Here is a 19777-nt window from a genome sequence, read left to right as displayed (position 1 = left end):
TTTTCGGATCAGATTGCGCGCATACAAATCTCAAATTGCCATTTGCAGACCGGCATGGTGACTTTTGGAACAGGCACTTAATTTTCTACTGTTTCAGCCAGTATCCCGGCCAATTGCCTGATCTGTTCGGGGCCATGATCCATGTGCCGGATGACGATTTCCATCGGCTCGACCGCAGGCAGGCCCGCAAGCTCCGGCACGGCGCAGTGGGCGGGCAAAATAACGCGCGTCGGCAACAGGCTGACGCCAAGACCCTCCGCCACGGCACTTTGAATGCTCACCAGACTGGAACTGGTGAACACCACATGCCAAGGCCTGCCGATCCGGTCGAGCGCCTCCATCATGTCGCTGCGATAAAGCCCGTTCGGCGGAAAGGCGACCAGCGGCAGTGGTTCAAGCCGCGACATTGACGACACCGGAAAATCCGCACTCTCAAGCCAGGTCAAAGGCTCCGGCCAACGCATCTTGCCGACCGTCTCGCCGCGCTTCTGCTTGACCATGACGAGATCGAAATCACCTGTCTCGAACCCTTTCTGCAAGTCGCGGCTGAGACCGCTTGTCACTTCCAGCTTGATATTCGGATGTTCCCGCATGAATGCAGCCAAGGCAGGTGTGACCAGCCGCGATGCGAAATCTTCCGGCAGCCCCAGACGAAACACCGTCGCAAGCGCGCTGCCAGTCATGGCGGCAGCGGCCTCGTCATGCAGGTGCAGCATGCGCCGCGCATAGCCAAGCAGCTTTTCCCCTGCATCGGTGGGTCGCACATCGCGGCGCGCCCGCTCCAGCAAGGCCTGTCCTGCCGCCTCTTCCAGCCGCAATATTTTCTGGCTGATGGTCGATTGCGTCGAATGCAATTGCTGCGCCGCAACCGTGAAGCTTCGGCTGTCGACGACCGTGACGAAGGCCCGCATCAAATCGAGATTGAACATAGTATTCATAAATCCACTGAATATCAGTTCAACATTTAATTTTCAAATATAACCGCCAGGCTGTATGAAAACGGTCAACCAAGGAGAGCCGCAATGCGCCGAACACTATTCAGCTTGAGTGCCTTGGCATTGATTGCAGGAGCGATTGTCATGAGCGAACCCACCTTGCCCGGCCATCAGGCCATCGCACAAACCGAAACCGGCCTTATCGAAGCAGCCAGCAGCGGTAACCTCGCCGCCGTGAATGCCGCCATCAAGGCCGGAGCCGATCTTGAAGCACGCGGCAAGAACGGCGAAACGGCCCTGCTCGCCGCGACCCACGCCAATCAGATCGATGTTGCACGCGCCTTGATCGAGGCGGGCGCGAATGTGAATGCCAAGGACGCGATCAATGACAGCCCCTATCTTTATGCGGGTGCGCGCGGCCATCTCGAAATCCTGAAACTGACGCTGTCCCACGGCGCGGACCTGAAAAGCACCAACCGTTATGGCGGAACGGCGCTGATCCCGGCTTCCGAGCGCGGTCATGTCGAGACCGTGCGCACGCTGATTGCAGCGGGCGTGAATGTCGATCACGTCAACAAGCTTCACTGGACCGCCTTGCTGGAAGCCGTCATTCTGGGCGATGGCGGCGAACGCCATGTCGAAATCGTCAGGCAGTTGATCGATGCCGGTGCCGATGTGAACCTTGCCGACAAGGACGGCGTGACGCCATTGCAGCATGCGCGCCAGCGCGGCTTTGCGCCCATGATCGCCCTTCTTGAAAAGGCAGGCGCGAAATGAGCACCGACCGCGCCTTTCTCGATCAGGCCGTAGCGCTTGCCTTCGACAACATCGAACAGGGCGGGCGTCCGTTCGGCGCTGTGGTGGTCAAGGACGGAGACGTCATTGCCACCGGCGCCAACCGCATGCAGGCCGAATGCGACCCGACCGCCCATGCCGAATTGCTGGCGCTGCGCGCAGCAGGCAAGGCCCTGCAATCGCCGCGTCTCGACGGTTGCGCCGTCTATGCCAGCGGCCAGCCCTGCCCCATGTGCTTCGCCGCCATGCGTATGGCGGGTGTCGACAAGATCCTGTTTGCCAATTCCAACGAACAGGCCGAACCCTACGGCCTGTCCACCGCCAAAATCGCCGCTGAACTGGTCAAGCCCGTCAGCGCGCAGACCGGTATCCGCTTTGAACATTGTCCATCGGAAGAAGGCGAGCGCCTCCTTCGCACATGGCAGGATCGCAGCGGCACATAATAAAGTCTCATCATGCAGAACAACCATGCCACCACCGGCGGTAACCAGACCGCGCCCATTGCTCTTGTCGCGCTCGTCGCCCTGATCGGCCTCAATTTGCGGTCTTTCCTGACGGGACCGGGACCGGTTCTGTCAGATATTGCCGCCGATACTGACATGGGTTTCGGTGCGCTTTCGCTGCTGACCTTTCTGCCAATGCTGCTGATGGGGCTTGGCGCATTTGTTGCACCGCGTATCCAGTCTCTCTTCGGCACACGCCGCAGCATGTTCGCAGCACTCGCAATCCTCGCGGCCGGATCGGCGCTGCGCGGCATCGTGCCGGACGGCCTGTCGCTGATCATCACGGCCATTCTCTGCGGCGCTGGCGTTGCCATGATACAGGCGCTTATGCCCGGTCTCATCAAGGCCAGATTTCCGTCGTCCATCGCGACGATCACCGGACTTTATTCCGCAACCATCATGGGCGGCGGCGCGCTCGGCGCACGGCTGGCGCCATGGTTTGCCGGTGCCGCCCATAACTGGCGCTACGCTCTCTCTTTGCTGGCTATTCCTGCCGTGCTCGCGCTGATCGCCGCCGTGCCGATCCTGAAAGACGGCCCGAGCGCAACGAAAGCAGCACGTCAAAAGTCGGGCATCACAGCCACGCTGCTGCGGCGTCCGCGCACATGGGCGCTGATGGCCGCATTCGGCCTTGTGAATGCCGGTTATTCCTCAATGGTCGCATGGCTTGCGCCTTATTATCAGACGCTCAGGCTTGAGGCCTCGGCGACGGGCAGCCTTGTCGCCACCATGGCGATTGCGCAGGCGTTGAGCGCCTTTGCGCTGCCCATGCTCGCAAGACGCAGCGTCGACCGCCGCCCGTGGCTGCTGTTCAGCCTGTTGATGCAGGCTGTCGGATTTGCCGGGCTTGCCTTCGCGCCCGATATCTCGCCCGTTCTGTGGTCGGCGATCTGCGGTGCCGGTCTCGGCGGCAGTTTCGCGCTGGCCATGATCACCTCGCTCGATCATTTGCCGAAACCCGATGAAGCAGGCGCGCTGGCCGCCATGATGCAGGGCGGCGGCTTTTTGATTGCAGCACTTGGACCTGTCGCAACCGCGCTGCTCCATAACATCACCGGCGGCTTTGCTGCGGGCTGGATCATGCACCTCGGACTGGTCGCAGCGATCTGTCCGCTCTATCTCAGTTTCAATCCCCGCCACTATGCCCGGGTGATGAACCTGCCCGTTTCGCCCGCAAACGGCACACAATAGCGTTACCCGATCAATTTATCGGGCAAAAACGCTGTTCGGCGGGCATTTTTGGGTTAGATAGCTTGCTCACCTTCCCAATCGGGTTAAGGTTGCCGCCATCCCTCAGACTGGTCAATGACATGAAGCACGAAACCGTCATCAAGCAAGGCACGTCCGTCGCACCGGACGGATTGCCCAAGCCGAGAATCTATTGGGCATGGGCTACCTTGATGGTCGGTTTGACGCTTGCCGTCATCGACGGCACCATTGCCAATGTCGCCTTGCCGACAATCGCCGCCGATTTTTCCGCCGGTCCCGCCGCGTCGATCTGGATCGTCAACGGTTACCAGCTCGCCATCGTCATCAGCCTGTTGCCGCTGGCAGCGCTTGGCGAAATCTACGGCTATCGCCGCATCTATCTGGCGGGCGTTTCGCTGTTCACCGTCGCATCGGTGGCTTGCGTCTTCGCGCGCTCGCTCGAAACGCTGACCCTTGCGCGTATCGTGCAAGGATTGGGCGCGGCAGGGCTGATGAGCGTCAACACTGCGCTGTTACGCTATACTGTTCCACAGGCGAAATTCGGCACGGCCATCGGCCTCAATGCCCTCTTTGTCGCGGTTTCCTCGACCATCGGACCGACGCTTGCAGGTGTCATCCTGTCCTCGCTGACCTGGCCATGGCTCTTCGTCATCAATATCCCGCTCGGTATCGCAGCGGTTGCGATGGGCATCCGGACCCTGCCGGAGAACGAGCGCTCGGCGCGCAAGTTCGATGTCGTCAGCGCCATCCTCAGCGCTTTGACCATCGGCCTTCTGATCACGACCATCGACAGTGCAGGCAACGAAATCAGCAAAACTGTCGTCGTGCTTCAGGCCGTGGCCTGTCTCGTAGCGGGCATCCTGCTGACGCGACGCTCGCTGCGCACCTCAGACCCGCTCTTGCCGCTCGATCTGTTGCGCATTCCGGTATTCACGCTCTCGATCTGCACGTCGATCATGTCGTTCCTGGCGCAGATGATGGCCTTCATCTCGCTGCCATTCCTGTTTCAGACCGTGTTCGGTTTCAAACCGATCGAGGTCGGATTTCTCATGATGCCATGGCCGATTGCGCTGGCATTGGTTGCACCTTTGTCCGGCAAGCTTTCGGACAAACATTCCCCGGCGATTTTGGGCCTGCTCGGCCTCATCACCTTTGCCGCCGGACTGGCACTGGTCGGCATGTTGCCCGCCCATCCAACAATTGGCGATATTTGCTGGCGCATGGCCATTTGCGGCATTGGCTTCGGCCTGTTTCAGGCGCCGAACAACCGCATGATGATCACATCGACACCGCGTGCCCGTTCTGGCGCTGCAAGCGGTATGCTCGGCACGGCCCGCCTGCTCGGCCAGTCGCTGGGTGCAGCCTTTGTGGCTTTCCTGCTGTCGCAATGGGGCGTGGAAGGCACGCCCTATATACTCTTCATCGCTTCGGGCTTTGCGCTGTTTGCATCGGTAATCAGCTTTTCACGCCTCAGCGCCGGTCGTGTGGGAGCATGATTTCGTTCATCCACAGCGATGAAAAATTTTCCATCGAAAGGCTCGTTTTGCCTGTTGCAATCTGCAATGCGTTGGTTCATATACCGCCTGCCTGACGGAAACGACTTCCTTCGGAAACGTTTTCAGGTCGAAACTGGCGCGAGCGGGTGTAGCTCAGGGGTAGAGCACAACCTTGCCAAGGTTGGGGTCGAGGGTTCGAATCCCTTCGCCCGCTCCAGTTTCCAGCAGGCCTTTTCAAAATCCCGGCTCTGTCCGGGATTTTTGCTTTTTATCTCCCTGCTCGTCGTTGAGACGCATTCCGAACTGGAAGCAAACTTATAGAAAATCGATGTGAGGTCCAAACAGGGCTTGGCAGCGGCGCGGCGAACCATTAACACGTTGCAGGTCCCAAACCGGGCAACCCTTTTGCCGCAAGGTTTTCTCCGGGGCAGATCGACGCCCCAACACTGAGCCACGAATGACAGACATGCCGACAGAGCGACCCGATTTCGACGCGCAAGCCGCCGTCGCGGGAGCCTATAGGCCTTCCTCACGCAAACGATCCCGTGGTTTTCTGCGCGGCAACTCGCTTCTCGGGTTGATCGTGCGCCGCATTCTGCTTGGCATTGTGTTGCTCTGGGCGATATCAGTGGTCATTTTTGCAGGCACACAAATCTTGCCCGGCGACGTGGCAACCGCCATGCTCGGCCAGCAGGCGACCCCGCAGGCCGTCGAAAGCATCCGCAAGGAACTCGGCCTTGAGCGACCGGCAATCCAGCGCTATTCCGAATGGCTGGTCAATGCCGTACAAGGCGATCTTGGCCGCAGCTATTCCAACCGGCAGGACATCGCCAAAAGCATTGCGCCGCGCCTGTCGAACACGCTCTATCTTGCCGCCATGTCGGCGCTGTTCGCCATACCGCTGGCGCTTGTGCTCGGTATCATTTCCGTTCTTTATGCCGGCACGGTGATAGACCGGGGCATAGCCGTGGCAACGCTCGCCACCATATCGCTGCCGGAATTCTTCGTAGCCTATATTCTGATCGCCTATCTGGCGATTTCGCTCGGCCTACTGCCATCGAGCGCGCTCGTCACGTCGTCAATGAGCGGCTGGCAGCGCCTGACGGCTGTCGCCCTGCCCTGCATGACGCTGGTGATCGCCGTGACCGGCCATATGGTGCGGATGACGCGCGCCTCGCTGCTTTCGGTGATGTCGTCGCCCTATATCGAGACTGCACAGCTGAAAGGCCTGCCGCGCTGGCGCATCCTTTTGAAACACGCTTTGCCTAATGCGCTGTCGCCGGTCATCAATGTGATTGCGCTGAATCTTGCCTATCTGGTGGTCGGCGTCGTGGTGGTTGAGGTGATCTTCGTTTATCCCGGCATGGGGCAATATATGGTCGATCACGTCGCCAAGCGTGACGTGCCAGTGGTGCAGGCTTGCGGGCTGATCTTTGCCGCCGTCTATATCGGCCTCAACATCATCGCCGATGTCATTGTGATCCTGACCAATCCACGGCTGAGGCACCCGCGATGAAAAAGCGCAAGCAATCTTCAGCCCTGCTGGCGATCATCGGTTTCGGCGGTATCGCCTTCTTCCTGTTTGTTGCCATTTTCGCAGATTTTCTGGCGGCGCATCCGATTTCGGAAGTGGTGGGCGCCGTGTGGCAAGGCCCCTCGCCGCAAGCCCTTCTCGGCACAGACAATATCGGTCGCGATCTTCTGTCCCGCGTCATCTGGGGCACACGGCTGACGCTGTCGATTGCCGCTGCCTCCACCATCGCCGCTTTTGCAATTGGCGTGCCGCTTGGCTTTCTTGCTGCGCTCTCTAAAGGCTGGCCGGACCAGCTTTTGTCGCGCACCAATGACCTGCTCATGGCGATTCCGACGCTGATCTTCGCGCTGGTTGTGCTCGCCGTTCTGCCGAAAAGCGTGTTCGTGCTCATCGCCGTCATGGCCGTGCTGGAAGCAACCCGCGTTTTCCGCGTCAGCCGCGCCATCGCTTCTGATGTGGTGGTGCTGGACTATGTGGAGATCGCCCGCCTGCGTGGCGAGAGCAAAGGCTGGATCATCTTCAACGAAATCCTGCCCAACGCATTGTCGCCGCTGCTGGCCGAATTCGGACTGCGCTTCGTCTTTGCAATCCTGTTTCTCTCCACCCTGTCTTTCCTCGGGCTTGGCGTACAGCCGCCAGTGGCCGATTGGGGCAGTCTGGTGAAAGACAACAAGGACGGGCTGATGTTCGGCGTCTTTGCCGCGCTTATTCCCGGCGGCACCATTGCGGCTCTGGCGATCAGCGTCAATTTCGTCGTCGATTGGGTCTTGCAGCGCACGTCGAGCCTGAAGCGGGGTGCGCAGGACAATGGTTGAGACTGGGGCTGACCCTTTGCTGAAAATCACCGGTCTGGAAATCCGTTCCGACGACGGCATTGTCGTCGACAAGGTCGATCTGACGCTTGCCAAAGGTCGTGTGCTTGGCCTCATCGGCGAATCCGGCGCAGGCAAATCGACCATCGGTCTTGCAGCCCTTGGGCATGCACGCGGCGGCTTGCAGATTACCGGCGGGACCGTGACGCTCGATGGCAACAACATCCTGTCGCTGTCGCGCAAGGACATGCAGGCAATGCGTGGCAGCCATGTCGCCTATGTGGCGCAATCCGCAGCGGCTGCCTTCAACCCCGCCCATCGCCTGATCGATCAGGTTATCGAAGCCACCGTCTGGCACGGTTTGATGAAGCGCGCGGAAGCCAAAAAGCGCGCGATAGAACTCTTTGCCATGCTCGGCTTGCCGGATCCGGAGCATTTCGGCGAACGTTATCCGCATCAGGTATCGGGCGGTCAGTTGCAGCGCGCCATGACCGCCATGGCGCTGTGCCCGAAGCCCGATCTCGTGGTCTTCGACGAACCGACCACCGCGCTTGACGTGACCACCCAAATCGAAGTGCTGATCGCCATCAAGAAGGCCATCGAAACCACCGGCACGGCAGCGCTTTATATCTCGCACGACCTCGCGGTCGTCGCCCAGATTGCCGACGACATCATGGTGCTGCGTCATGGTCGCATGGTCGAACAGGGGCCCGTTCGCCAGATATTCGATGCGCCGCGCGAAGATTATACGCGCCAGCTCGTTGCCGTGCGCCAGAAGGAAGTGGAAGGTAAGCCACAAGATGCCGAACCGCTCCTGACCGTCAGCAAGATCAGCGCTGCTTACGACCCTGCCAATCCGGTGCTGAGCGACATTTCGCTTGAACTGGAAAAGGGCCGCACCCTTGCCATTGTCGGCGAGTCCGGTTCCGGCAAATCGACGCTGGCCCGCGTGGTTTGCGGGCTTTTGCCGCCGACCACCGGTGAAATTCGCTTCGACGGAGCCGACCTGTCGCCGCGCCTTGAAGGCCGGTCGAAGGAAACGCTGCGCAATATCCAGATGATCAGCCAGCTGCCCGATCTGGCGCTCAATCCCCGCCGCACCATTGCCGATATCGTCGGACGCCCGTTGCAGTTCTATTTCGGCATGGGTCGCGCAGACCGGCGCAAGGCCGTGGCCGAACTGATGGATCGCATCGAGCTGCCGCAAACCGTGCTGGAGCGCTATCCGGCTGAACTTTCCGGCGGCCAGAAGCAGCGCGTCTGCATTGCGCGTGCGCTTGCCGCACGGCCAAAGCTGCTGCTTTGCGACGAGCCCACCTCGGCGCTCGATCCGCTGGTGGCCGAAGGCATTCTCGATCTCCTGCGCAGGGTGCAAAACGAGACCGGGACATCCTATCTCTTTGTGACGCACGATCTAGCCATTGTGCGCGCCATCGCCGACAGTATCGCGGTCATGCATCGCGGGCGTGTGGTTCGCTATGGCCCAAAGGCCAGCGTGCTGACGCCGCCCTTCGACGACTATACGGCCAAACTTCTGGCTTCTGTTCCGCAAATGGAACCCGGCTGGCTCGACGGTATCATTGCCGCACGCGCCAGCACGGCACAGGACAATATCTGAAAGGACAAGACCTCATGACCAACAACGCGCGCACCGGGGCAATCATTCTCGACGGCGGCATGGGCCGCGAACTGGAGCGCGTCGGCGCACCGTTCCGCCAGCCGGAATGGTCGGCGCTTGCCCTGATGGAAGGCCCGCAATTCGTGCGCGAAGTGCATGACGGCTATATTGCCGCCGGTGCCGATGTCATCACCACCAACAGCTATGCGGTCGTGCCATTCCATATCGGTGAAGAGCGCTTCGCCGCGGATGGTCACAAGCTTGCGGCCCTTTCCGGCACCATTGCCCGCGAAGCCGCCGATGCGTCCGACCGCGACGTGAAGGTCGCTGGTTCGCTGCCGCCGGTCTTCGGTTCCTACCAGCCAGACCTGTTCGATCCGGCCCGTGCGGGCGAATTGCTCGGCGTTCTGGTTGACGGTCTTGCGCCTTCGGTTGATCTCTGGCTGGCCGAAACCCAAAGCAGCCTCGCCGAAGTGAAAGCTGCCCATGAGGCCACCCGCAGCACCGGCAAGCCGCTATGGGTTTCCTATACGCTGCGTGACGATGTTGCGCCGGAAGATATGGGCGAGGCCCAGCTTCGTTCGGGTGAAACCGTTGCCGAAGGTGCACGTCTGGCCGCAGAAATCGGCGCGGAAGCGCTGCTGTTCAATTGCGCCATGCCGGAGGTCATGGACGCCGCCATTCTGGCTGCCAAAAAAGTTTTCAACGAACTTGGCAAGGATATTCCGGTCGGCGTTTATGCCAATGCCTTCCCGTCGCAGCAGGGCGACGAGGAAGCCAATGCCACGGTGACGGAAGTACGCGCCGATCTCGATCCGGATGCCTATGGCGTCTGGGCGCAGCGCTGGGTGAAGAATGGCGCAGGCATTATCGGCGGTTGCTGCGGCATCGGCACCAACCACATCCACGCATTGTCGAGCAAATATCTCTGCGCATGAGTTCGCGTCTAGAGCGGTTCCGGTTAAAACGGAATCGTGGAACCGCTCTATTTATTTGTTTTTACGCATTACCCTACGCAAAACCGCTACGCACTTTTGCTGGAAATGCTCTAGGTTCAAAAGAAAAAGGCGGCTTTTCAGCCGCCTTTTTATATCAGGAAAGAATGCGGATCGCCGCCAGCGACAGCGCAACGACACCATTTGCAATCGAGCGTTCGTCCGGCTGATAGTCGGAATTGTGCAGCTTGTCGTTGCGGCCTTCCTGCGATGCGCCGACGCCCAGCTGGAACGATGGCACCTTCTCGGCCACCAGAGCAAAGTCTTCCGAGCCAAGGCTGCCGCCGCGCTTGAAATAGACATCGCCGTAGTGCTCGCGAATGGCCGCACCCGTTGTTTCGATCAGATAGGGATCGGACACCATTGACGGCACGCCGCGCACATAATTGATTTCGCAGCGCACCCGCATGGACGCTTCAAGCCCGGCACAGATGCGACGCACCGCAGCTTCGACCACATCGCGCGTTGCCGCATCCTGACAACGGACGGTGCCCATCAGCGTCACCGCATCCGGGATGATATTATGGGTGTGACCGCCATGGATCGAACCGATGGTGAGCACGGCCGTATGCATCGGGTCGACCTCGCGCGATACAACTGTCTGCAACTGGTTGATCAACTGCGCCGTCGCGACAATCGGATCAACAGCCTGATGCGGACGGGCCGCATGGCCGGAAGCCGCATGAACGGTGATGTCGAACTCGTCCGACGAACCATTGGCAACACCTTCCACAAAGGTGAAAGTGCCGGTCGGTTCTTCAGGCTGGTTATGAAAGCCGAGCGCATAGTCCACACCGTCCAGAATACCGTCCGCAATCATGGCGCGAGCGCCGCTTTCCAGCGTTTCCTCGGCGGGCTGAAACATCAGCTTCACATTGCCGCTCAGGCGCGGTGCGATTTCCTTGAGCACGCTGCCAATACCGATCAGCGTCGCCGTGTGGAGATCGTGACCGCAGGCATGCATCTTGCCCTGATGGAGGCTGGCAAAAGGCAGGCCGGTCTGCTCCTCGATGGGCAGCGCGTCCATGTCAGCGCGGATAACCAGCGTCGGCCCCGGACGCCCGCCCTTGATCAGCCCCACAACACCGGTGCGACCAATGCCGGTCTGATTCTCGATGCCGAGACGATCCAGCTCGCGCGCCACCACGCCAGCCGTCCGCTCCACATCGAAGCCGGTTTCAGGATGGGCATGAATATCACGGCGGATCTCGATCAGATCCGGTTCCACCTTGTCCGAGAGCTGCTGAACGAGTGAGGAAAGGTCATTGAGGCCTTGGTTGGTGGTCTGCGTCGTCATGGTATCTGTCCCGTCAAACGGTGCTATTTATCTGTTAGCGGCTTATCGCGGTTCACCCCGGTCGAACAAGGCAAAACTGCGTGTGTGAGAGCCTTGCCTGAGAACCGGGTGGATGAACCTGCGAGAAACAATATTCCTTCATATGCATTTGCATAAAAAATAATAATATTGCTCAAAATAACAGCAAAAAGAAATAGCTTGACGGAAATGCCCGGAATTCAGTAATTTCCGGGCTAAATTCGTATTTGGCATTTGGGCCCTTCTCGGAATCTGAAAATTCCGGAGGGGTTTTTGTGTTTGGCTTTTCGTATGTCTCAAAGCAACAAAAAAGACATTCCTGTCGGCGTCCTGTTTTCGCACTCCGGTCCCTATCAAAAACTGGGCTACGAGGGCTATTGCGGCGCTATGGCTGCGATCAAGGCCGTCAATGATCGGGACCTTCCGTTCAATCTCGTTCCGCTGATTGCCGACCCGAGCGGCAACCCCGACCGTTATGCGCCGCTGAGCGAAGAGCTGATTTCGCAACAGGGCGTTAAACACATCGTCGGTTGCACCACATCCTGGAGCCGCAAGGAAGTTATTCCCGTCGTCGAAAAGCGCGATGCACTGCTCTGGTATCCCTGCGTTTATGAAGGCTTCGAAGCGAGCGACCGCGTCGTTTATGCGGCGGCCTGCGCCAACCAGCATCTTGTACCGCTGATCGACTTCATTGTGCCCCGCTTTGGTAATCGCGCCATATTGCTCGGTTCGAACTATATCTGGGGCTGGGAAACCAACCGACTCGCCCGCGAAATGCTGAATGCAGCTGGCGGCGAAGTTCTCGGTGAGCGCGCCATTGCCATCGGCGACACGGATATCGACCATCTCATCCGGGAAATCGAAAGCAAGAAGCCCGACTTCATCCTCAACAATCTGATCGGTGAATCGTCCTATACGTTCCTGCGCGCCTATGCGGAACTGGGCCGCAGAAACAGCGATTTCCGCACCAATGTCAGGCCCGTTCTAAGCTGCAATCTCTATGAAAGCGAGTTGGAGCATGTCGGTAATGCCGCCGAGGGGAATTACAGCGTAAGCTGCTATTTCCGCACCCTGCCGGGCGAAACCAATCGCGCCTTTCTGGAAGCCGTCAGAAGTAATGGCTTCGACGGCAGCCTTTCGGCCATATTCGCCCAAGCCTATTCCAGTGTTCTGATGATCGCCGCCGGTATCGAACGGGCGGGCACCGACGATGTCGAAAAAGTGCTTGCCGCAGTCCAGACGCACACCACCAGCACGCCACTCGGCGATGTGCTGGTCGAACCGCGGACAAACCATATCGCCCTGCCCGCCCATATCGGACGGGCCAGACAAGATTGCAGCTTTGAAATCGTGCATGAAGCCGAGGTCGCCATTCAGCCGGACCCGTTCATGGCGCGAACGCATCTTCAAACATCCGCCAATCCGGGCCAGCAGCCCGGCTTTCTGAGGCTCGTCAAATGACCATGACAGACCCGGCCTTCACCGTCGCCAGTTGGGGCGCATTCGAAAACTGGACCGCGCTGATCGTCCATCGCCGCCACACCAATGTCGATGCAATTGTGCAGCAGTTGCGCCGCATCGGCGTTGACGCCGTGGAATGCTGGCCGGACCTGCCTGAGCACGCCGACATCTCCCGGTTCAACGTCGTCTTCTTCGATGTCGATATGGGATATGACGAGCAGTTTCCGTGGCCACCGCAGCAGGCCCCCGTGCCCACAGTCGCCCTGATCGGCTCGGAAGCGCCGGGCCGGATCGGCTGGGCGCTCAATCAGGGTGCGGACGCACAGCTTTTGAAGCCAATCGGCAATGCGGGCGTTTATAGCGCTCTGGTCATCGCCATGCATAATTTCCAGCGTCGCCACGCGCTGGCAACTGAAATCGGCGAACTGCGCGAAAGCCTTGCCGGGCGCGAAGCCATTGCACAGGCAACCGCGATCCTGATGTTCGCAGACAATATTTCCGCCAGACAAGCCTATCAGAAACTACGCCTTGCCGCGATGGCGGAGCGCATCAGTGTCGAGGCCTTTGCCCGACGCTTTCTGAACGAAAAGCAGACAGGGAACGATCGTGAGCGCGCTTGACACTCTTCCGGTCGGCCAGAAAAAAGCCGAACGCGGCGTTCTTGGCCGCATCATCCGCCGACCGTTGGCCGCATTCGGCCTTGTGGTCATCGTCGTCACTGTCGCAGCCGCGCTCTTCGCGCCGTGGATCGTCCCCTTCGATCCCAACGAACAGTTCTTCGACGGCCTGACGCTGGAAGGCGCACCGCTCGCGCCCAACCTGAAATTCTGGTTCGGCACCGATCTCGTCGGGCGCGATCTGTTCTCCCGCCTGATCTATGGCGCGCAGACATCGCTGATCATCGGCGTGGTGGCCAACGGTATTGCGGTGCTCATCGGCTCGACTGTCGGCATTTGCGCCGGATATTTCCGTGGCTGGGTGGAAACCGTGCTGATGCGGTTTACCGATCTGATGATGGCCTTCCCCGCTTTGCTGCTGGCCATTGTGCTCGCCGCAATCTTCAAGCCGAGCCTCTGGATCGTCGCGATGGTGATCGCCATGGTCAACTGGGTTCAGATTGCGCGCGTGCTCTATACGGAAACCCGGTCTCTCTCGGAACGCGACTTCATCGAGGCCGAGCGCGCGATGGGTGCGGGTGCACCCCGCATTATCCTCAAGCATATCCTGCCGCATCTCTTTTCCACGATGATCGTCTGGGCCACGCTTGGCATCGCCACCACCGTTCTTCTGGAGGCGACGCTGTCCTTCCTCGGCATTGGCGTGCAACCGCCAACGGCCTCCTGGGGCAATATCATCTTCGAAAACCAGACCTATTTCACGAGCGCACCCTGGCTCGTCTTCATTCCGGGCGCGGCAATCCTGTTGCTAGCGCTGGCCTTCAACCTCGTCGGTGATGCCTTGCGCGATGTGCTCGACCCAACCCAGCAGGGACACCACTGATGCTCGCCTATATTGCCCGCCGCCTCATCCAGACTGTGATGATCCTGATCGGCATCAGCTTTGTGACCTTCATCCTGCTTTATCTGGTGCCAGCCGATCCGGCACGCCAGATTGCCGGGCGCAGCGCGACAGCACAAACGGTCGAGAATATTCGCGAACAGCTTGGCCTCAACCTGCCATTCTATGAGCAGTATCTGCGCTATCTGAAGGGGCTTGTTCAGGGCGACCTCGGACGCTCCTATCTTCAGAAAACCGAAGTGGCGTCGCTGATCTGGTCACGCCTGCCCGCAAGCCTGCTGCTGATGGCCGGAGCCATCTTCTCGGAACTCGCCATCGGTCTCACCATGGGCGTCATCGCGGCCACCCGGCGCGGCAGCCGCACCGACAATGCCTTGATGATCTTTTCATTCGTCGGCGTTTCGGCCCCGCAATTCGTTATCGGCATTCTGATGCTCTACGTGTTTGCGGTTAAGCTCGGCTGGTTCCCGATTGGCGGCTACGGAACGTTCATGCATCTTGTGCTGCCTTCCCTGACGCTGGGTCTTCTGGGCGCAGGCTGGTATTCGCGCATGATGCGTTCCTCGCTACTCGATGTTCTCCGTCAGGATTATATCCGCACCGCCCGCGCCAAGGGACTGGCACGCTGGAAGATCCTGCTGCGTCACGCCATGCCCAACGCCATCCTGCCAATCATCGCGATGATCGGCATCGACATCGGCCTGTTCATGTCGGGCATCGTCGTCGTTGAAAGCGTGTTTGGCTGGCCCGGCATCGGTCAGCTTGCCTGGCAGGCAATCCAGCGCGTCGATATTCCCATCATCATGGGCGTCACGATCGTTTCGGCTTTCGCCATTGTTCTCGGCAATCTCATCGCCGACCTCATCACTCCACTGATCGATCCGCGCATCAAGCTGCGGTGAAACCAAAAGACTCCAGAGAAAGGGACACCAATGAAAAAGACTTTTCTATCCGGCATATCGGCGCTGGCGCTCGGCCTCGCCATCTCATTCGGCGCGCAGGCCGCCGACATCAAGCAGGGTGGCTCGATGATCGTCACCTATAAGGATGACGTCTCGACGCTCGATCCTGCCATCGGCTACGACTGGCAGAACTGGTCGATGATCAAGTCGCTGTTCGACGGCCTGATGGACTACGAGCCGGGCACCACCAATCTGCGCAAGGAAATTGCGGAAGATTACACAATCTCCGACGACGGCAAGACCTTCACCTTCAAACTGCGCAAGGGCGTGAAGTTCCACAACGGTCGCGAACTGAACGCCGATGACGTCAAATATTCCATCGAACGCGTCGTCAATCCGAAGACCCAGAGCCCCGGCGCTGGCTTCTTCGGCTCCATCGTCGGCTTTGAGGATGCATCCGCAGGCAAGGCCGAGGCGCTTTCCGGCATCACCGTGGTTGATCCCTACACCATCAAGTTCGAACTGAGCCGTCCGGACGCAACCTTCCTGCATGTGCTGGCGCTGAATTTCGCCCATATCGTGCCCAAGGAAGAAGTCGAGAAATACGGCGCAGATTTCGGCAAGCATCCGGTCGGTTCCGGCGCTTTCAAGATGACCGAATGGACGCTCGGCCAGCGCATCGTCTTCGAGCGTTTCAAGGATTATTACAATCCGTCGCTGCCGAAGCTCGACCAGATCACCTTCGAGGTCGGTCAGGAGCCGGTCGTTGCCCTTCTGCGTTTGCAGAACGGTGAAGTCGACATTCCGGGTGACGGCATTCCGCCTGCGAAATTCATCGAAGTCACCAAAGATCCGAAGTTCAAGGACCTGATCATTCAGGGCGGTCAGCTGCACACCGGCTATGTGACCATGAACGTCAAGATCAAGCCTTTCGACAATGTGAAGGTGCGTCAGGCCGTCAACATGGCCATCAACAAGGACCGTATCGTCCGCATCATCAACGGTCGCGCCGTTCCGGCCAATCAGCCGCTGCCGCCGTCGATGCCGGGCTATGCCAAGGACTATAAGGGCTATCCTTACGACCCTGAAAAGGCAAAGGCGCTGCTTGCCGAAGCCGGTGTGGCAGATGGTTTCGAAACCGAGTTGTTCGTCGCCAATACCGATCCGCAGCCGCGCATTGCACAGGCCATCCAGCAGGATCTGGCCGCCATTGGCATCAAGGCTTCCATCAAGTCGCTGGCGCAGGCCAATGTTATCGCAGCAGGCGGCGAGCCAGACGGCGCGCCGATGGTCTGGTCCGGCGGCATGGGCTGGATTGCCGACTTCCCGGATCCGTCCAACTTCTACGGCCCGATCCTGGGCTGCAGCGGTGCGGTACAGGGCGGCTGGAACTGGTCGTGGTACTGCAATGCAGAGCTGGACAAGAAGGCGCAGGAAGCTGACGCCATCGTTGACCCGGCCCGCAAGGAAGAGCGCGAAGCCATGTGGCGCGATATTTATCTGAAGATCATGGACGACGCGCCATGGGCACCGATCTTCAACGAGGAGCGCTTCTCGGTGCGCTCCGAACGTCTGGGCGGTCCCGACGCGATCTTCGTCGATCCTGTCCACATCCCGGTCAATTACGACGAGGTTTATGCAAAAGATGTGCAATAATTGCCATTACACCATTCATGGTCGGCATCATCATTTCGGCTGGGACAACTCGTTCCAGCCAGCTGAAACGGTTGCGCCCGGCTCGACCCTGAAATTCGAATGTCTGGACAGCGGCGCGGGGCATTATCATCGCGGCAGCACAGTCGCCGATGTGTCAACGATGGACTTTTCCAAGGTCAATCCGGTTACTGGCCCCATTTTCGTCGATGGTGCCCAGCCGGGCGATGTACTGAAAATCACCATCCACCAGTTCGAGCCTTCAGGTTTCGGCTGGACGGCAAATATTCCGGGCTTCGGTCTTCTCGCCGACGACTTCAAGGAACCGGCGCTGGCCTTGTGGAACTACAATCCCACAACGCTGGAGCCAGCACTTTTCGGAGAGCATGCGCGCGTGCCGCTGAAGCCGTTCGCCGGAACCATCGGCGTCGCACCGGCGGAAATGGGCCTGCATTCGGTCGTGCCGCCGCGTCGTGTCGGCGGCAATCTCGACATTCGCGATCTTGCAGCCGGAACCACGCTTTATCTGCCGATCGAAGTCGAAGGTGCTCTGTTCTCCATTGGTGATACCCATGCGGCACAGGGCGACGGCGAAGTCTGCGGCACCGCCATCGAAAGCGCGATGAATGTCGCTCTGACGCTGGATCTCATCAAGGATACGCCACTGAAGATGCCCCGGTTCACCACGCCGGGGCCAGTGACGCGGCACCTCGATACCAAGGGTTACGAAGTCACCACCGGTATCGGGTCCGATCTGTGGGAAGGCGCGAAAGCCGCCCTCTCCAACATGATCGATCTTCTTTGCCAGACGCAGAACCTCAATCCGGTGGATGCCTATATGCTCTGCTCGGCCTGCGGTGATCTGCGCATCAGCGAAATCGTCGATCAGCCGAACTGGGTCGTATCGTTCTACTTCCCGCGTTCCGTTTTCGAATAAGGCATAAGGGGGCGGCTCCGGTCGCCCTCTTCCATCACTCAGCGAGCACAAACATGAACACGTCTTCTCCGCTTCTGCAGGTAAGAGATCTGGTGACGCAGGTTGCGACACCCGACGGTGCACGCACTGTCGTCGACCGACTTTCCTTTGATCTGCAATCCGGGGAGACCTTATGCATTGCCGGCGAAAGCGGTTCCGGCAAATCCATGACCGTGCTCTCGCTGATGCAGCTTTTGCCAAAGTCCTTGGCACGCGTGACCGGCGGCACCGCCGTGATGAACGGTCGCGACATTCTCAAGCTCAACGAAAACCAGATGCGCAGTGTGCGCGGGCGTCATATCGGGATGATCTTTCAGGAACCCATGACCTCGCTGAACCCGGTTCTGACCGTTGGGCGACAACTGGCGGAAGCAGTCGCCAATGAAGCTGGCCCGAATGGCGGCCTGTCCGGTGCGGCGCTGAAACAGCGCTGCAAGGACTTGCTCGATCAGGTGCAAATCTCCGACTCCAGCCGCCGTCTGCTGCAATACCCATACGAACTCTCCGGCGGCATGCGCCAGCGTGTCATGATCGCCATGGCGCTTGCCCAGAAGCCAGAAATCCTCATCGCCGACGAGCCGACGACCGCGCTCGACGTGACTGTCCAGTCGCAGATACTTGCGCTCATTCGCAAGCTGCAGGCAGAGAACGGAATCTCGGTTATTCTTATCACCCATGATATGGGCGTTGTCGCCGAAATGGCAGACCATGTTCTCGTGATGAACAAGGGCACACAAGTCGAGCAAGGCCCGCTTCGCGATGTCTTCCATCACCCCCGTGACGAATATACGCAGCGATTGCTCGCTGCCGTACCGCGGCTGGGCGAAATGACTGGCACCGATAAGCCGAAGCGCGCGCCGGCCGAACCAAAGGCCGAGCCAACGCCTGCACCATCCAGCCCCATTCTCGAAGTCGAGAATCTGGTTGTTCGTTTTGACATAAAGGGCGGTATCTTGCAGCGCCCTGTCCGGCGCGTTCATGCTGTGGAGGGCGTATCCTTTACTGTCAATCGCGGTGAGACACTGTCCCTTGTCGGTGAATCTGGCTGCGGTAAGTCCACCACCGGCAAAGCTCTGCTCAATCTGGTTCCATGGAGCGGCGATATCCGCATCGACGGCAAGAGCACGAAGGGTCTGAGCCGTTCAACCATGCGACCGGTGCTGCGTGACATTCAGATGATCTTTCAGGATCCCTATGCTTCGCTCGATCCGCGCATGCGGGTTGGCGACCTTGTGGGCGAACCACTGACGATCCATGGTCTGGCATCGGGCAGTGAACTGAAAGACCGTGTCGAGTATCTCTTCCGCCGGGTCGGTATGTCTGCGGATCAGATGAAGCGCTATCCGCACGAGTTCTCCGGCGGCCAGCGCCAACGTATCTGCATTGCGCGCGCCTTGTCATTGTCCCCGAAGCTGATTGTTGCTGACGAGAGCGTAGCGGCTTTGGACGTTTCGATACAGGCTCAGGTTCTGGATCTTTTGCAGGACATCCAGAACGAGACGGGCGTGTCGTATCTCTTCATCAGCCACGACATGGCGGTTGTTGAGCAGATCAGCCACCGTGTTGCGGTGATGTATGCAGGCCGTTTTGTTGAGACTGGCACGCGTGCGCAGGTGTTTGAGAACCCGCAGCATGACTATACGCGTCGTTTGATGTCAGCAGTTCCTATAGCAGATCCGGATCGTGAGCGTCGTTTGTTTGTGGCGAATGAGGGCGAGCTTCCAAGCCCGGTGAAGCCGCTTGATTATGTGGCACCGCATCTTGAGCACATGGAGCTTGGCGACGGGCATTCTGTATGGCGTGAGGCTGGGACCTGACCACTGGGTGGGGCCCTCCTCTGTCATCGCCAACAGTAGACTCCACCAGCCCCAGTTTTCATGCGCTGTGGCTTTTCTGTATTTGTTGTGTTCTGGCTTATTTCCAAGTCTGGGGATTGTTTTGTGTGGGGACGCTACATTGAGAGCCCTCTGCGTCTTTTCGCGCTCTTTAAACGCCGAAAGCCCGCTTTGTTAGCGGGCTTTATGGAATGGTTGTGAGAAGATTTGGTTGCGGGGG

General features: G+C 59.2%; 17 protein-coding genes and 1 tRNA gene. 16 read left to right on the top strand and 2 right to left on the bottom strand.

The genetic code is table 11. The features are described 5' to 3' along the window. Nucleotides 1-77: 77 nt before the first annotated feature. Nucleotides 78-929: a LysR family transcriptional regulator gene (locus FHW00_RS17735; protein ID WP_445557962.1), complete on the bottom strand. Its 852-nt coding sequence runs from the start codon at nucleotides 927-929 to the stop codon at nucleotides 78-80. A 150-nt stretch (nucleotides 930-1079) separates the two neighbouring features. On the opposite strand from FHW00_RS17735, the gene FHW00_RS17730 reads away from it, so the two are divergent. The 9 genes from FHW00_RS17730 to FHW00_RS17690 all read left to right on the top strand — a co-directional run bounded on the left by FHW00_RS17730 (nucleotide 1080) and on the right by FHW00_RS17690 (nucleotide 9840). Further along, on the top strand, nucleotides 1080-1712 hold the full coding sequence (locus FHW00_RS17730; RefSeq protein ID WP_445557961.1) for an ankyrin repeat domain-containing protein: 633 nt from the start codon (nucleotides 1080-1082) through the stop codon (nucleotides 1710-1712). After that, a complete protein-coding gene (locus FHW00_RS17725; protein ID WP_078339866.1) occupies nucleotides 1709-2173 on the top strand; it encodes a nucleoside deaminase in 465 nt (154 codons plus the stop codon). Before FHW00_RS17730 ends, FHW00_RS17725 begins: the two co-directional genes overlap by 4 nt. A gap of 12 nt (nucleotides 2174-2185) precedes the next feature. Next, nucleotides 2186-3424 carry a cyanate transporter gene (locus FHW00_RS17720; protein WP_078339865.1) on the top strand — a complete coding sequence of 413 codons (1239 nt, stop codon included), beginning with the start codon at nucleotides 2186-2188 and terminating at the stop codon, nucleotides 3422-3424. A 119-nt stretch (nucleotides 3425-3543) separates the two neighbouring features. Continuing rightward, nucleotides 3544-4938 carry an MFS transporter gene (locus FHW00_RS17715; RefSeq protein WP_078339864.1) on the top strand — a complete coding sequence of 465 codons (1395 nt, stop codon included), beginning with the start codon at nucleotides 3544-3546 and terminating at the stop codon, nucleotides 4936-4938. A 142-nt stretch (nucleotides 4939-5080) separates the two neighbouring features. Further along, nucleotides 5081-5155, top strand: a tRNA-Gly gene (locus FHW00_RS17710). Between the two features lie 249 nt (nucleotides 5156-5404). Continuing rightward, nucleotides 5405-6454, top strand: a complete 1050-nt coding sequence (locus FHW00_RS17705; protein ID WP_078339955.1) for an ABC transporter permease — start codon at nucleotides 5405-5407, stop codon at nucleotides 6452-6454. Next, entirely contained in the window at nucleotides 6451-7287 is an 837-nt protein-coding gene (locus FHW00_RS17700; protein ID WP_078339863.1) for an ABC transporter permease, read from the top strand. Before FHW00_RS17705 ends, FHW00_RS17700 begins: the two co-directional genes overlap by 4 nt. Beyond that, on the top strand, nucleotides 7280-8902 hold the full coding sequence (locus FHW00_RS17695) for an ABC transporter ATP-binding protein (protein ID WP_078339862.1): 1623 nt from the start codon (nucleotides 7280-7282) through the stop codon (nucleotides 8900-8902). Before FHW00_RS17700 ends, FHW00_RS17695 begins: the two co-directional genes overlap by 8 nt. A 14-nt stretch (nucleotides 8903-8916) precedes the next feature. Next, nucleotides 8917-9840 carry a homocysteine S-methyltransferase family protein gene (locus FHW00_RS17690; protein ID WP_078339861.1) on the top strand — a complete coding sequence of 308 codons (924 nt, stop codon included), beginning with the start codon at nucleotides 8917-8919 and terminating at the stop codon, nucleotides 9838-9840. A 154-nt stretch (nucleotides 9841-9994) separates the two neighbouring features. Here FHW00_RS17690 and FHW00_RS17685 read toward each other — a convergent pair whose 3' ends face one another. Further along, nucleotides 9995-11194, bottom strand: coding sequence for a M20 metallopeptidase family protein (locus FHW00_RS17685; RefSeq protein ID WP_078339860.1), 1200 nt, complete (start codon nucleotides 11192-11194; stop codon nucleotides 9995-9997). 309 nt (nucleotides 11195-11503) lie between these two features. On the opposite strand from FHW00_RS17685, the gene FHW00_RS17680 reads away from it, so the two are divergent. From FHW00_RS17680 to FHW00_RS17650, 7 genes are read left to right on the top strand one after another with little or no spacing between them, the layout of a single operon-like run. After that, nucleotides 11504-12673 (top strand): transporter substrate-binding domain-containing protein, encoded by a 1170-nt coding sequence (locus tag FHW00_RS17680; protein WP_078339859.1) that lies wholly within the window; start codon nucleotides 11504-11506, stop codon nucleotides 12671-12673. Between the two features lie 2 nt (nucleotides 12674-12675). Then, nucleotides 12676-13293 (top strand): ANTAR domain-containing response regulator, encoded by a 618-nt coding sequence (locus FHW00_RS17675; protein ID WP_078339954.1) that lies wholly within the window; start codon nucleotides 12676-12678, stop codon nucleotides 13291-13293. 49 nt (nucleotides 13294-13342) lie between these two features. Then, nucleotides 13343-14173 carry an ABC transporter permease gene (locus tag FHW00_RS17670; protein WP_371830809.1) on the top strand — a complete coding sequence of 277 codons (831 nt, stop codon included), beginning with the start codon at nucleotides 13343-13345 and terminating at the stop codon, nucleotides 14171-14173. After that, a complete protein-coding gene (locus FHW00_RS17665) occupies nucleotides 14173-15093 on the top strand; it encodes an ABC transporter permease (RefSeq protein WP_040129398.1) in 921 nt (306 codons plus the stop codon). The genes FHW00_RS17670 and FHW00_RS17665 overlap by 1 nt, the downstream gene beginning before the upstream one ends. 30 nt (nucleotides 15094-15123) lie before the next feature. Beyond that, on the top strand, nucleotides 15124-16749 hold the full coding sequence (locus FHW00_RS17660; RefSeq protein WP_040129400.1) for an ABC transporter substrate-binding protein: 1626 nt from the start codon (nucleotides 15124-15126) through the stop codon (nucleotides 16747-16749). Beyond that, entirely contained in the window at nucleotides 16739-17683 is a 945-nt protein-coding gene (locus FHW00_RS17655; protein ID WP_078339857.1) for an acetamidase/formamidase family protein, read from the top strand. Before FHW00_RS17660 ends, FHW00_RS17655 begins: the two co-directional genes overlap by 11 nt. Nucleotides 17684-17736: 53 nt before the next feature. After that, entirely contained in the window at nucleotides 17737-19539 is a 1803-nt protein-coding gene (locus tag FHW00_RS17650; RefSeq protein WP_078339856.1) for an ABC transporter ATP-binding protein, read from the top strand. Nucleotides 19540-19777 lie beyond the last annotated feature (238 nt).

This window comes from Ochrobactrum sp. P6BSIII (assembly GCF_014138065.1).
Classification (GTDB): domain Bacteria; phylum Pseudomonadota; class Alphaproteobacteria; order Rhizobiales; family Rhizobiaceae; genus Brucella.
The sequence above is the reverse complement of the archived record's forward strand: the minus strand, read 5'-3'. Positions and strand labels throughout refer to the sequence as shown.